Origin of the sequence: Microcoleus sp. Pol12B3, assembly GCF_036701355.1 — a bacterium.
Lineage (GTDB): Bacteria > Cyanobacteriota > Cyanobacteriia > Cyanobacteriales > Microcoleaceae > Microcoleus.
Genome location: NZ_JAUBQS010000063.1, coordinates 1 through 14,754, shown reverse-complemented (window position 1 = coordinate 14,754; position 14,754 = coordinate 1). Strand labels below are relative to the sequence as shown.

Here is a 14,754-nt window from a genome sequence, read left to right as displayed (position 1 = left end):
GGCAGTACGCAGACAACAATAGCTATAGGTCAACAGCCGAACGCATTAGGGCTCGGTGAGCGCGGCGTTCGGCTAGTAGGGATTTGATACGCGAGCGATCGCAACTTCAACACTCCCGCCGACGTGGCGAGGCCCAAAAATTGGCGCGGCCAATTAGTCCCGATGGCCTTAAGAAAAAAGTAAATTGAGTCTAACGTCACATTCTCTTTCTTTATAACTCTGTATCGTGAAGGAAAATCAACAAATGTACAGCCCAAGCATATCTGGTGTGGCGGCCAACTCAGAATCAGGCAGCCGCATCTTTGTTTACGAAGTGGAGGGTATGCGTCAGAGCCAAGCAACTGACCAAACAAGTAGCCCGATTCGCCGTAGTGGCAGCGTATTTATCTCCGTGCCCTACGAGCGCATGAATCAGGAAATGCGTAGAATTGCTCGCATGGGTGGAAGAATTGTCAGCATTCGCCCCTCAAACAGCGCTCCCGAAACAAATGGCAAAGTCGCACCAGAAGCAGGGCTACAGAGTCAGAAATCTGGAGAAGAAACTAAGCCCATGACTCAAGCCAAGGAAAAAGTTCAAGTTCCTGTTAACCTCTACAAGCCCGCCAATCCCTATATTGGTAAGTGCATTTCTACAGAAGAATTAGTCAGAGAAGGCGGCGAGGGTACAGTCCGTCACGTCAAATTTGACATTTCTGGAGGCAAGTTACACTATCTCGAAGGTCAAAGTATCGGGATTATTCCCGATGGCACAGATAAAAACGGCAAACCTCACAAAATTCGGCTGTATTCGATCGCCTCCACCCGTCACGGAGACGATGTAGACGACAAAACAGTCTCTCTGTGCGTCCGCCGCCTAGAGTACAAAAGCCCAGAAACCGGTGAAAAAGTCTTTGGTGTTTGTTCGACTTTTCTCACCGGTTTGCAACCTGGAGATGATGTCAAAATCACCGGCCCCGTAGGCAAGGAAATGCTGTTACCCGACGACGAAGAAGCCACCATTATTATGATGGCTACCGGTACGGGTATTGCTCCTTTCCGGGCTTATTTATGGCGGATGTTTAAAGAAAACAATCCCGATTACAAGTTCAGAGGTTTAGCTTGGCTGTTCTTTGGAGTTGCTTACACTCCCAACATTCTCTATAAGGAAGAGTTGGAGCAATTGCAGCGCGAGTTCCCCGATAATTTCCGCTTGACTTATGCCATCAGCCGCGAGCAAAAGAATGCTGACGGCGGCAAGATGTACATTCAAAACCGGATTCAAGAGAACGCAGACCAATTGTGGGAATTGGTTCAAAAGCCGAATACTCACACTTATATCTGCGGTTTGAAGGGTATGGAAGGCGGAATTGATGAGGGAATGTCGGCCGCATCTAGCAAGCACGGTGTTGACTGGGCTGGCTATCAGAAACAGTTGAAGAAAGAGCACCGTTGGCACGTTGAAACTTATTAATGTGTTACCTGATTTAATCTGATTTGTAGGGTGGGCTTGGCTCGCCCTACAATTGTTTTTAGGGCAATTGTATCCGACTTGTAATATCGTTTCCGGTTGCATCGGAATAATAAAATCGAGTCAAGAGTTAACACTCAACCATTCAGTTTTTCGACCCGCCCGTCAACAGTCAACAGTCAACAGTCAACAACCATAAGGAGTGCAACCGAAATTGATGTAAGGTACCGAATGCGTACCCTACAATACTATTTTGATTGCTCCGGTACGGGAATAGCCTACAATGGTTGTGGCTTAATTGAGTTTCTACGGGTCAAAGTCGTGGCTTTCAAAATTGGTTTGTTAGGTTTGGGTACAGTTGGCGCGGGAACAGCAGAGATTTTGCTCTCCCCAGATGGCCGCCATCCGCTGTTGCAGGAATTGGAAATCTATCGGGTGGGAGTGCGCGATATTTCTCGAACTCGGTCTTTACAATTGCCAGAAAATGTGCTGACAACTGACCTAGAAGCGATCGCAACTGACCCGGAAATTGATATTGTAGTTGAATTGATTGGCGGATTGGAACCGGCGCGATCGCTCATTCTGCAAGCTATTGCCAGCGGCAAGCACGTCGTCACTGCCAACAAAGCAGTTATCGCCCGCTACGGGAATGAAATCTTCGAGGCCGCCAACAAAAAAGGCGTTTACGTAATGTTAGAAGCTGCTGTCGGCGGCGGCATTCCAGTCATTCAAAGCCTCAAGCAATCTTTAGGTGCAAACCGCATTAAAACTGTCACCGGCATCGTCAACGGCACAACTAATTACATCCTGACGCGGATGCAAACAGAAGGCGCAGACTTTGCCGAAGTGCTCGCCGACGCTCAGCAATTAGGTTATGCTGAAGCTGACCCCACAGCAGATGTAGATGGATTAGATGCTGCCGATAAAATTGCTATTTTAGCCTCGCTAGCTTTTGGCGGACGCATCAAATTAGCCGATGTTCACTGCGAAGGTATTAGAAAAGTTAGTGCGGCGGATATTAACTACGCCGACAAGCTGGGATTTGCGATTAAATTGTTGGCTATTGCTCAAGAAACATCCCGCTACAATGGCAAGCAAGCTGAGGGAGAAAGCGAACTGCTGTCAATTCGAGTGCATCCGAGTTTTGTGCCGAAAACTCATCCGCTGGCGAGTGTTAACGGGGTTTACAATGCAATTTTAGTCGAAGGAGAGCCGATCGGGCAATTGATGCTGTACGGGCGCGGCGCCGGTGCGGGCCCAACAGCTAGCGCCGTAGTATCCGACATAATGAATGTGGCGGCCATCCTGAAAACCGAAACTGTTCCGATTCCCCATCCTTTACTCAGTTGCAGTCACCAACACTACTGCAAAATTGCTCCGATGCAGGAACTGGTTACTCGCTTTTACGCCCGTTTTCTGACGCGCGATACTCCGGGGGTAATTGGCAAACTCGGCACTTGTTTCGGCAACCATAAAGTTAGTTTGGAATCTGTGGTGCAGACGGGAATTCGCGGCGATTTAGCAGAAATTGTCGTCGTGACTCACGATGTTATGGAAGGTAATTTTCAACAAGCACTCGATGAAATTCGCGCGCTGGAAGCAGTCGATAGTATTGCTAGCACGTTGCGAGTTTTGTAAAAGTGATTTGCTAAGGGCGGGCGGGTTTCACCTACAATATTTGTTAATAATTGACAATATCTAAAACCCGCCCTCTCACTCAGCCAACGGTAAATGTCACGTACATTTTTCCATTTGATACAAGTAAAAGTTAATTTAGATTATTCGTTCTCCGGTGGCGGGTTTATGTAGATGTTTTGTACTTATTAAATATTGTTGGTAACACCCGCCCTACCAGATAATGAAAAAAACAGAATTTGATTTTGTCGATCGCCAAACGGGAAGGCACTTGCTAGATTGCCTGTATGAAAAGTTTGCCAAACCCCAACTACACGATACTTTTAAACCCAATAATCCTTCAATTTACATTCGGCACGAAGAAGGGCAAGTTGTTGATGGAAATTATATCATAAAACAAGTGTTTGAAGACTCTCGCACTGGTTTTTATGCTGAAAGTCGCATCCCCATTTCTGGCAATAATCCGCCTGTTTTTGTGATTCGCGGCTACGGTTCTTGGTATCCTTTCGAGCGCGTTTTGGAAGATACGCCCGATGTATTTATGGCAAAACTAGAACGCCAGTTAAAATCGGCGCAAACTGCCGGTGCTATTGATTGGATAAAGCAGCAATTTCACAGCGGGAATCCGCCGGATATCATCGGAGAAAGTTTGGGCGGCAAAGTTGCTCAGCAAATCGCAGCAAAATACCCGGATTATATTAGATCTACTGTAATTTTTAATTCTTTAGGCGTTTCCGAAAAGTTAGCTAAAACTTCCACCGCTAAGAATGTTTTTCACTACTTTACTTTAGGCGAAAGGTATGCTTTTTGGGCAAATGAAGGCGATTACATACCGGGAACGATTTTTGTGATTTCCTATAAAGGCAACAACTGTTGCTATAAAATCGAAGAGGCGATCGTCCGAATGGCGCGTTTTGAAGGCAAGTTTCTCAAAAGACGCGCGATTGTGGCAATATTGGCTCAGTTGCTTTTGCTAAACAGACACAATGCGATCGTCCTCAACAAACGGCGGCCGGTAATCGTTCAGATCGATCGCACTCAATTGCAAATTTTCCGAAAAAAGCGCTTTGTTTAAACTCAGACAGAATTGCTTCAGGCCGCAGATGGCTGATTTTCCCGCGCTGCGACTGCCAAAACCAGACAAAGTGCTGCGATCGCTTTTTCCCATTCTTGCTTTACAGCGGTGGGTTGAACGTCATCAAAGGCGCTAACTAAACGAGGAATCGATCGTTCTAATGCCTGTCTGGGAATTGATTTGTGCAGATCCACTAAACGAGTTAAACTTTCTTGATTCTTCAAAAAACCGACTACCCATTTCGTAGTATGATCTGGACTGTCAGGGACGTTTTTAATTCCTAGTTCTGTTTGCAACCAGTCGTAAAAAGGCGGCAGCTTTTGAGCTAAAACACTTCCAGCAGTTGGCAAAGTTTCTTTGAGTAAAGCAGTATCGAGACTTCCCAAGACTTGATTGAATTCCGGTGAATCGAGCAAGCTGGTTAATGGCAGTGAAAGCAGGGCTTCAGAAGCGTCAGGGGATACATTTAAAGTCCGCGAAAATGTTGGCAGCATTGGAAAGTCTCTGGTATTGATGACTTTTTTAGCCTAACAATCACGCGAATCAATGAATATGAGCTACCTCATATTAGCTGAGTTAAAGACTCGGCGGTTGAAACCTATCCTACACAAACTTTCGTCCGAGCGTATAGGGACTAAAGAATTCTCCATAATTAAATTCAACCAATTTATTCTTTTAATTTTTTACGCTAGCAACTCATCGACGGCCATACTAAAACCCGGCAAAACTATTTGAGTGCTGACAACTTCACCTCTGGCGAATAAAAGTCTCTGCTGTTGAGTGACAACAACAATCCACTGACTCTCAGGAAGTACCAGCCATATTTCTTGACAGCCCGATTGCAGGTATTCATTGGTTTTGGCAAATACTTCTTCCGCTTTATCAGTAGGAGAAATAATTTCAGCAATCAACGGAAAACTTTGAGGAAGTATGGTAAAATCATTAAATTGGGCAACTAATTCTGGTGTCAAGTAGGAAACATCGGGACAGCGACCTCTCCCTACTGTACGGCAACCTGTTTCTGTGTAAACTTCTCCACCTTGTCCGCTGGAAAGTGCGTAATTTCCCCAATAGCGGGATAGCCGAGATTGAATCCGACCAGTTTTTGCTGTCATGCCGTTTTTTTCCACTAATTCTCCATCTACCCATTCTGTGCTGTCAGGCGGGTTTTCCATCCATTCTTCTAGGGAAATGCGGGGAACTTCAATAACTTGAATTTCTATTGATTCGATGAGTGAACTTACCATGTGAGTTAATCCTCTTTTATCTGTACTATCTCACAATTTGAGCGATTCGCTTCATAATCTTGAGTACATTGTACAATTCATTTGCTCGATTGCGGAGATCGAAGGAATCCGATAATGCGTACTGCGACGAATTTTGATAAGTCATTTTAATAAACTGAAAATTCCTGCCGTTGCTAATCATTCCAAAGGAAGGTTGGCTGGGATAGGGATTTGCCAGCAGATAAGCTAGCAGTTGTGCCAGTCCGGTTTCTATGGAAATTTGAGCGCTTTTTGACTCGATAACCATTACCCAAAACTGCTGTTTTAAAACCAGAACATCCATCCTACCTCTGATAATTGTCTCGTCTTCGTCTTCAAAGAAAATTTCTACTTCTGGTTCAGCTTTGATATGAAAGGGAGGTAAATAGAAACCTGCAAAATGTAGCAAGGGAGATAAGACTACCATTTTGACGGTAGTTTCTAGCATTGGAGGATACTCGACTAAGTTGAAATAGCTAGCTTTCACTCGATCGAGAAATTGTTTTTCAAATTCGCTTATTTCTGGTAATTCGTCAATCCATTCACGAAAAAATTGGTCGTCATCAACGAGTTGGATATTAAAATTTTCCCTTAAATAGGAGAGAGTAACTTCTCTAGCTGGGATTGTTCCCGTCATAGTTTTTGATGATTATTCCTAATCTTAACTACATTATACAACATACAATTCATTTCCTCGATCGCCCAAATCTAATTTCAACCGGGCTGTACATATCTGCCTGCATCTGCGCTTAAAAAAAATCCCAGTGAATCTGCTAAACAAATTCTCCCTTAGCAACCATCACCACCTTACCACCCACCAAAACTGCTATTTGCCCTTCATTTTTTGCTGCTTGTAACAACAGCAAAGAAGGTCGATCGATTTCATATCCCTGCTCAACTCTGACATCAATCTTTGCTTTCCCATAATAATCATGTTCTACCAAATATCCAGCCAAACAGCCGTTAGCACTGCCAGTCGCCGGATCTTCTGGAATTCCTAATGAATGGGCAAAAACTCGCACGCTTAAATCATTAAGGTCGCTGTAGGTTTCTGGGCAAAATATCAAAATTTCTTTCGCTTTCGTTGTATCAACTAGCTCAAAATATTTATCTAAGTTGACTTGAGCTTTTTTGAGCGAAGCGAGAGTTTTTAATGGGACAATTATAAACGGCACTCCGGTCGAAACTTCTTGAATTGGGAAGTTGGAATCAATTTCATCTGGTTCTAAATTCAGGACATTTGCCAGACTTTCGGCTGATAAAACTCGACCAAAAATAGGCGGGTTTTGTCGCATCCACAAAATATCTGCCGATTCATTGTGATAATTAAAAGTAACTGGAATTTGACCGACGGCTAGATTGAGAATTACTCGATCGACCTTTTCGCGAATAATCTCTTGCTGCAACACAAACGCAGTGCCCAAAGTCGGATGACCGGCAAAGGGCAATTCCTTCTTGGGCGTGAATATCCGCACGTCATAGCCGCCATCTCGCGGATCGGGCGATCGAATAAACGTAGTTTCTGAATAATTGATTTCCCTCGCTATCAGCAGCATTTGGGCCTCAGATAGTTCAGCAACTCCCGCACCGCAAAATACAGCTAGCTGGTTGCCAGCATATTTTGACTCGGCAAACACATCAACTATATAAAAATTCATATTTCCCTCGTTCAACAGTAGTTGTGTAGCAGCGGTTTCAACCGCCTCCTCCTTATAAAAGAAGTTTTTAACTTGCTATTTCAAACAGCGAATTGCTTCCAACATTCCCCTGGCTTTATTGAGCGTTTCTTCGTACTCCATATCCGGGTTAGAATCGGCCACCAAACCAGCGCCAGCTTGGACAGAAACCGAATGTTTATCGCCTCCTTGAGAGCGAACAACCATAGTCCGAATCGCGATCGCACTATTCAACTGCCCCTCAAAATCATAATACCCGTAAACCCCAGAATACGGCCCCCGGCGACAACCTTCCAACTCGTGCACAATCTCCATCGCCCGAATCTTCGGAGCACCGCTAACCGTACCCGCAGGAAAACCAGCTTTCAACAAATCCCAAGCAGTCTTATCCTCAGCCAATTCTCCCACCACATTGCTCACAATGTGCATGACGTGAGAATAACGCTCAATTTCCATTAATTCGTCAACTTTTACAGTACCGTTTCGGCAAACTCTTCCTAAATCGTTCCTGCCCAAATCAACTAACATGACGTGTTCCGCAATTTCCTTCGGATCTTGCAGCAATTCAGCAGCCAAAGCATCATCTTCTTGAGGAGTTTTACCTCGGCGGCGAGTGCCGGCGATTGGTCGCAAAGTTGCTATCTTTTTGCCATCAGCAGTGTTTTCCGCCTTCACCATAATCTCGGGACTCGAACCGATAATCTGCCAATCTCCGAAATGAAAATAAGCCATGTACGGAGAAGGATTTATCAGACGCAAAGATCGGTAGAGTGCAAAAGAATCGCCACTGTATTCAGCCTCTAGTCGCTGCGAAATAACAACTTGAAAAATATCTCCGGCTTTGATATAATCCTTCGCCTTTAAAACATTGGCACAATACTTTTCACGGGTAGTATTGCTAGTGTAAGCCAATTCGGTATTTCCCGTTGTGGAACGGGCATCTTGCCCGTTATTGGGAGGTGTCCATTCTATAAGAGTAGATTGCCGGGAAAGCGGCGATTGCAGCTTCTGAACTAACTTGCCAACGCGATCGCACGCTTGCTGATAAGCCTCGGCCAAATCAACGCCAACCTCGCGCAAATCCGCATAGGCGACAGCCCAAATTTTCCGCTTCACCTGGTCGAAAATCAGCAAATTATCCACCTGCATCCACAATCCATCTGGCAAATCATTCTCGCTTGCTGGATGCACGGGAACTCGCGGTTCTATCCACTTAATTAACTCGTAACCCCAAAAACCAAATAACCCGCCAATTCCCGGCGGCAACTGCGGCAATTTGACCGGTTGATAAGACTCCAAACATTCTGTTATAGCTACAAACGGATCGCCCGTAAATACTTTTTCGGAACCGTCACGGTAAACTTGAGTTGTGCGAGATCCCCTTGCCTTTAAAATCCACAACGGATCGCACCCTAAGAAACTATAACGCCCAAGTTTTTCTCCACCTTCCACCGACTCCAGCAGAAAACTGTAAGGTTGACCCGCACAAACCCGATACCACGCAGACACCGGCGTATCCAAATCAGCAACCCATTCTTGATACACGGGTACAAAATTGCCTTGTTTCGCCAGTTCCGAAAATTGTGAGAAATCGGGAAATATCATATATATCAGAAGGAAGAAGGAAAAAGAAAGAAAGAATAAGGAAAATGCAATCCCGGCAATAATTTCAGCGATTAAAAGCGTCCTAACCGTCTTAGGTTCAATAAACAAAAGACGGAAAGCAACATCCCTCCGGCGGCCGATACTCGCCAACTGCCATCACCGCCATCGGCTTGAGGGCGCGCAGCCCCTCTTTCAAGCACCAGCGAAACAAACTTGCGTACCTCAGCGGCAAGTGAAAAGCCAGCAATTCGCCGGGACTATACGCAGCAGCACCCAAGAGCAAAGCCTGCATATCTGCCTCGGTTTGGGCGATGCTGTGGCCCAAAGCAGACACCGCACAAGTATAAGCCACAATCCGACCTTGCTGGCAAGCAACGAAGGGAGAAAAGTAATTCAGGGCGTCTTCAATCTCCGAAGTTCGATCGCACCCGCACAGTTTTTCGCACAAAGCCGCACATTCCTCAACATCCTCACTAGCCATCGGTCGCACCTCAAACCCATGCTGCGGCTGGCTGCGAAACTTCCCTTCCATTAACACGAAAGGTTCCTTCACCTCAAAACCCAAAGAAGCGTACAGCGACAGGGACGCCATATTAAAAGATTCCTGAACCAAACGGATGCCTACAGCGTCCTGTCCGCGTTCCAGTAAGGCTTTCATGATTTCCCGTCCCGTGCCGCGGCCTTGAAAAGTGCGATCTACACTGACGGGCCCGATACCGCGAATCGGGCTGCGTTCGTCCATAAACCCGCAGCCGACAACCGCACTCTTGCTCTCGGCTACGATCCCAAAAAATACCGGACTCTCGATTAGCAAGCCCGTTATTTCGGTTGCAAAATCCAGCGTTGGAAAATCTGTAGGGAATTGATGGCGATCGGCAATATCTTTAAAAGCTTCATAAGTAATGCCAGCGCAAACATCGATATCAGAAGGCTGCGCTCGCCTGATTACGACATTCATTTTTAATTTAACGATTAACTTTTAATAAGATTAGAAGTTTGCAGTAGTATTTTGGCGCTGCGGGCTTAGCCTGCTGCGTCAGAATACTACTGCAAAAACAAGTTTACAAGCTGAGCCTTACAGGGAATATTACCTATGTGTTGCTCAGCCATGCAGTCATGGTCTAAGGATCGAAAGTCTTCTTACCGCTGAACTTCAGCTTAGCCGGATTTGGATTGCTGCCAATATTGCGGTCAATCTTACCGTTGTAGGGACGACCTTCGTTCACCTTCTCAGGGAACACGCCATCCTTGGGATGCAGGTACTCAGTAGTACCGTCTGGAAACACGCGGTAAATTTTGTAGTTCGTGATTTTGAATTTAGCCCGCAGTTGCTGGCCGCCCAAAGCGATGCACTGCTCCTTCCGGGGCAGATGCAGCAAGTTTTCGCCTTGACGCATAATCGCAGCGCCACCCGTAGGCATTTCAAACACCTGCTCCTTGGGGCTAGTCCAAGTGATAGCGTACTTCTCTTCAACTAGCGCCTTGGTCAGCAAGCCGCCTGTGCTGCCGCCGAAGATTGGGGGTTGTCCAGTAAGTTGTTCGGCCATAGATATATCCAAAGGATTTTTACGGCATCGTATCATCGAGACTGCACGCTGTTCTCGAAATTGTAAGGAAAATTAACAGTTTTTTGGCGATCGATCTTTTCTGATAATTGATAATTAGTAATTAATAATTGATAATTGGTAATTTTCACCAAAGCTAGAAAACAGAATTAGGCAGCACGAATCCCGAAAAAATAATCAAAAAAAAAACAGCAATTATTCTGGTGCTTGTGAGGCACCCGAATAATCGCACATTCCCCCTATTTCCCCCCACACACGATCGAACAATTTACCGCGCCAACTCTAAGTCAAGAACCAATTAGGGTCATAGCCACGCGGAATTTGGCTCAAAGCAGTCCAAGTTTCTTGATTGACAATCCCGTCGGCCTCAATCCCAAAGCTTTTTTGAAATGCCCGAACAGCTTTGTCCGTCAAAGTAGCAAAGTCGCCGTCAATTTTACCGCCATAATGCTTGGAAATTTTGAGAACTTCCTGAACAGTAGCGACTGCATCCCCAGAACTGCCCAATCTGAGTACCGGCATATTAACTGGAGCACCAGTATAAAGCGCCTGCCAAGTCAGCGGCCCGACAATACCATCCGGCGACAAGAAAACCCGAAACTGAAACAGTTTCACAGAAAATTCAACTGCTTTGTTAAAAATTCCTTTAGCAGGATGCCGATAAACTTGCAACTTGGTTAGCAGTTGTTCTAGTTCCAATACCGCTTTACCTTCAGAACCTAATTGTAGTTGTGGCTTTTTGGCCATAGGTTGAGTAGATTTCATCTGGGTTGTAGGTGACATAATCGATTTTCCTAACCTCTAGGTTTGAGTATTCTTCTGGAAAAAAACTTTTTCCGGGCGAAACATTTGCATTCTCAAATTTTTACGAATCAACACTGGTGTCGGCAGTGCCTCAACAGATTCGAGCGACTTTTACCATCTCACGACTTGTGGACAGGAGACTTACACCATTTTAGATTTGAGATTCGGCATGACTGATTACTATCGGGGTTTGTAGCTTATCTACAGTTGGATTCTTTTTTTAAACTGATATTAATTTTCGGCAGCCTCCCTAGGTATTCTGTCGCCAAACCGACTTTAATACGGCAAGCGCATCCTGAATCTGCTTTGATTCTAAAGCTGAACACCGCGCGGTCACATCACCTTTAAGGCTGATCTCACAGGGTGAGGATTGAGGGTGAGGATTGAGGGTGTAGCAGCCGAGGCTGGTTTTGTGAAAACTTTTCTGTGCTATCGTGTCTCGGTCGATCGATTAACTCGATCGATACTTGCGCGATCTGACACTCACAAACCCGTTTTTTTAACTTTGTGCCAGGACTTTAAGCAAGTATTTTCATTACCTGAAAAAACCGGAAATAATACACACGATTTTGATTCGCATTGCTGACAGCGGACTGGAAATGCCGGAATCATATCAATTCCGGTAGCATCGGAACTGTATAATCCAGTCAACGGGCAACAATCACGGATGGGGCAACCGAAATAGATAGAATTCATCTGCGTTAATCTGTGTCAATCTGCCCTCATCTGCGGTTCAGAAAAAGAGAATGTATTAACTGCAGATGACAACGGATTGACGCAGATTCACGCAAAAGTCGAGAAGAGAGATAGAAATAATTCCGCTGCTAACAGATTTGATATCAGCCACAGCAAAATTGTTTCCGGCATTTTTTATAACTAAAGCAGAAGGCCAAGGTACGAGATTTGGACTGGCTATTGGCTATCAGATAGTAACTCAAAAACATTGGGGAACTTGGAAATGTTTGTCATCGCTAGAAGGTGGAATAGAGTTTGCGATCGGTATTGCAATGTAGGATAGATTGAGGGGTAGTTTGCAGTCATTAGTAATTAATCATTAGTGATTAGTCATGAGTTAACACTTGTCAATTGATTTTCAACAGTGGGAATAGTAAAGTGAAATTCACTTCCTCGGTCTTTTCCTGCGGAATCTACCCAAATTTTCCCCCCCCAGCCAGCAACAATCTGCTTGCAAATTGCCAATCCCAAACCGGTACCGCCGGCGCTGCGGCGCAAAGCTCCTTCTTCTTGATAAAATCGATCGAACACTACTTTTAAACTATTAGCCTCTATTCCCCTCCCCGTATCAGCTACGAGCACTTCCACCATCCGAGAACCGTTGCATTTGGCTCGCACTGTCACGCTTCCTTGAGGTGTGGTGAATTTGCAAGCGTTGTCTAACAGTTTGGAGAGCACCTCCACCAACCACTCTCCGTCAGCTTGTACTAAAGGCAAATCTGCGGACACCTCGGCGATAATTTCTGGTAACTCTTGATCGACCGTGCGCGATCGCACGCTGCTGAGGGCCAAATCAACGCATTCTTGCAGCGTCAGCGATTCTACATTCCATTGAACTCGCCCGCTTTCTAAGTGAGAAAGAGTTAAGAAATCCTGCACAAGTTTCCGCATTCTATCGGCATCACCGAGGGCAGTTTCTAACATGATTTGCCGCAATTCTGCGGGCATATCTGGTTCGGAGTTCAAACTTTCCAAACAAACTTGAATCGTAGAAAGCGGAGTGCGGAGTTCGTGTCCGGTGATGGCAATTAGATTGCTGCGAGTGCGGTCTAATGCTTCTAATTGTTGGTTGAGTTCTTCTAAATGAGCGTAGGTTTCGGCTTGAATTAAGGCCGCTCCGAGTTGGGTGGCGATCGCCTCTACTAATGCAATTTCGTCTTCTTCCCAAGGCAAAACCGATCGGCACTGGTGCATTTCCACCATTCCCAAAACCCGCCCCTGATAAAGCACTGGCACCATTAACCAAGAGACAATTTGCCAATTTTTTACAGTTTTTTCCAGGAATTGTGTATTGACAATCAGCGGGTGTTGTGATGTGTCTTGGATGTAAACTCGCTCTTGCCGCGCCACCGCGTCGCTCCATATTTGATTTTCCTGCAACAGCCAAGTCTGATTTAGTAGAGAACTAGCGCCCGGACGCAAAAACTCGCGATCGATTTTGACCGTCACATCTGTGGCCTTGCACCGATAAATCAAACACCGGCTTGCCGACAGGGCAGTGCCCAGTTCTTGCACTGCGACTTCGACGATTTCTTGTGGGTTGAGAGACTGCCGCATTGCCGTGGTAATTAAGTTTACCAGGCGTTCTTTGCGTTCCTGAGCGGCGATGGCGCTGTATGCTTTGAGCAATTTGTGCTGGCCTGCTTGCAAGTAGGTGACTAAGCGTTCGGCAAAAGCGTCGCTCAATTGCGGATTGGGAATTTTTGAGTCTTTTGGCGCACTTTTGTCTGGTTTTGCGGCTTTGTTCGCGGCGGATTTCCGCGTTTTTTTCGGTGTTTTGATCAGATTGTAGGTAGTTCGCGCCCGATCGATCTTTTCGGCCAATTCCGGGCGATATTTGACAATTCTATCGAGCAACAATGCGGCAGCTTTGGAGCTTACCTCGCGATCGAACGTCCAAATTCCTTCAAATCTGCGAGCTTGATCCATCAACTGCGGCCCGCGATCGTCTTGATTGTCGATCGGCACAATTTTTTCTTGACAAATCAGGCAAGTTGAGTAGTTTTGCCCCAGTACCACTAAGTGCCACTCTTTACTTAATCCGTCTTCCGGTGCAAACGCAACAGTTTCGTGACACTCTGAAGCATTTTTAAAGTCTGTTTCCGGTGCTGCCAGCACGTATACCTGAGAGGAACGTGAGGCAATTCGTCGGTAGCGGTGAGCTTCCTGGCGGTAGAAGCGCTCTCGCTGAAAGCTTGCAATGACTAGCGGTTCGTCGTCTGAACCCGCCAAAACCAAATCTTCCATCGCGTGAGACAAAGCTGTCATGGAAGATTTGAAATAAATTTGTGCCCGCAGTTGGGGCAAAGCTTGCAGAAGTTCTGCCAGTAGCGAAATAGGGACGATCATCTAGCCTTAAACGTGCATTTTTGCCGATGACAACACAGGATCGATAGGAGGTTTAGAGCGATCCCTTTTCAGTATCTGATACATTTATGCGGCATAACACGACTGTTTAAGTCATATCATGCTAGCAATAGCACTTAGACGAATCTAAGCAGAGGTATCCCTCCAAGACCTTGAGTTCATCCCAAAGTCACCTGTTTTTACCTCTAGGTTTTGACGCTAACTCATCTATTCAGGCTTGGATTCGGGTGTTAGCACTCTCACCATTCAGACTTGTTAGGCACCGCTTGCTGATCTCTTGCATTATACTATTCTTGAGGTATTTGATATCAGTGCCATCAGTATAGGTTTTTGGCGAACCGGTTTTTGGCGATCGCTCTGGCTAATCGGCAATTAAACTTTTTTCAAAAATCACAAATAATAGGCCATTAGTTAAAAACTAACGGCCTATTATTTTGAGGACTTATATCCAATCTGGTTAGATGCGGAATGATACCGAGAGTGCGAGCATCCTCGCGATATCGTAATACCATTTTTTTAAAGATGTGATAGACTTGTGTAAAAAGTAAAGGAGAGAATTACAATGTCTGGTCGTCCTCAT

General features: G+C 45.5%; 13 protein-coding genes. 4 read left to right on the top strand and 9 right to left on the bottom strand.

Translation table 11 applies throughout. The features are described from left to right. Positions 1–244: 244 nt before the first annotated feature. The 3 genes from petH (at position 245) to QUA53_RS23850 (ending at position 4,157) form a co-directional block, all read left to right on the top strand. On the top strand, positions 245–1,450 hold the full coding sequence (gene petH / locus QUA53_RS23860) for a ferredoxin--NADP reductase (protein WP_333100155.1): 1,206 nt from the start codon (positions 245–247) through the stop codon (positions 1,448–1,450). Between the two features lie 318 nt (positions 1,451–1,768). Next, positions 1,769–3,085 (top strand): homoserine dehydrogenase, encoded by a 1,317-nt coding sequence (locus QUA53_RS23855; RefSeq protein ID WP_333100173.1) that lies wholly within the window; start codon positions 1,769–1,771, stop codon positions 3,083–3,085. 220 nt (positions 3,086–3,305) lie between these two features. Then, positions 3,306–4,157, top strand: coding sequence for a hypothetical protein (locus QUA53_RS23850; RefSeq protein WP_333100154.1), 852 nt, complete (start codon positions 3,306–3,308; stop codon positions 4,155–4,157). Between the two features lie 17 nt (positions 4,158–4,174). On the opposite strand, the gene QUA53_RS23845 is transcribed toward QUA53_RS23850, so the two are convergent. From QUA53_RS23845 to QUA53_RS23810, 8 genes are all read right to left on the bottom strand, one after another. Next, positions 4,175–4,651 (bottom strand): hypothetical protein, encoded by a 477-nt coding sequence (locus QUA53_RS23845; protein ID WP_333100153.1) that lies wholly within the window; start codon positions 4,649–4,651, stop codon positions 4,175–4,177. A gap of 189 nt (positions 4,652–4,840) precedes the next feature. Continuing rightward, entirely contained in the window at positions 4,841–5,404 is a 564-nt protein-coding gene (locus QUA53_RS23840) for a Uma2 family endonuclease (protein ID WP_333100152.1), read from the bottom strand. 25 nt (positions 5,405–5,429) lie between these two features. Then, positions 5,430–6,059 carry a type I restriction enzyme HsdR N-terminal domain-containing protein gene (locus QUA53_RS23835; RefSeq protein WP_333100151.1) on the bottom strand — a complete coding sequence of 210 codons (630 nt, stop codon included), beginning with the start codon at positions 6,057–6,059 and terminating at the stop codon, positions 5,430–5,432. A 136-nt stretch (positions 6,060–6,195) separates the two neighbouring features. Beyond that, on the bottom strand, positions 6,196–7,080 hold the full coding sequence (locus QUA53_RS23830; protein WP_333100150.1) for a PhzF family phenazine biosynthesis protein: 885 nt from the start codon (positions 7,078–7,080) through the stop codon (positions 6,196–6,198). A gap of 75 nt (positions 7,081–7,155) precedes the next feature. After that, positions 7,156–8,703, bottom strand: coding sequence for an anthranilate synthase component I (gene trpE / locus QUA53_RS23825; RefSeq protein ID WP_333100149.1), 1,548 nt, complete (start codon positions 8,701–8,703; stop codon positions 7,156–7,158). A gap of 97 nt (positions 8,704–8,800) precedes the next feature. Further along, positions 8,801–9,661: a GNAT family N-acetyltransferase gene (locus tag QUA53_RS23820; RefSeq protein WP_333100148.1), complete on the bottom strand. Its 861-nt coding sequence runs from the start codon at positions 9,659–9,661 to the stop codon at positions 8,801–8,803. A 163-nt stretch (positions 9,662–9,824) separates the two neighbouring features. Then, entirely contained in the window at positions 9,825–10,250 is a 426-nt protein-coding gene (locus tag QUA53_RS23815; RefSeq protein WP_333100147.1) for a photosystem I reaction center subunit II PsaD, read from the bottom strand. Positions 10,251–10,550: 300 nt separating this feature from the next. Beyond that, complete coding sequence (locus QUA53_RS23810) at positions 10,551–11,051, bottom strand: peptidoglycan-binding protein (RefSeq protein ID WP_333100146.1); 501 nt, start codon at positions 11,049–11,051, stop codon at positions 10,551–10,553. Positions 11,052–11,905: 854 nt separating this feature from the next. Here QUA53_RS23810 and QUA53_RS23805 point away from each other — a divergent pair. Continuing rightward, on the top strand, positions 11,906–12,085 hold the full coding sequence (locus QUA53_RS23805) for a hypothetical protein (RefSeq protein WP_333100145.1): 180 nt from the start codon (positions 11,906–11,908) through the stop codon (positions 12,083–12,085). 52 nt (positions 12,086–12,137) lie between these two features. Here the strand turns inward: QUA53_RS23805 and QUA53_RS23800 are convergent, their stop codons facing one another. Beyond that, the gene (locus tag QUA53_RS23800; RefSeq protein ID WP_333100144.1) at positions 12,138–14,156 is read right to left on the bottom strand and encodes a DICT sensory domain-containing protein; all 2,019 of its coding nucleotides are present in this window, start codon (positions 14,154–14,156) and stop codon (positions 12,138–12,140) included. Between the last annotated feature and the right edge of the window lie 598 nt (positions 14,157–14,754).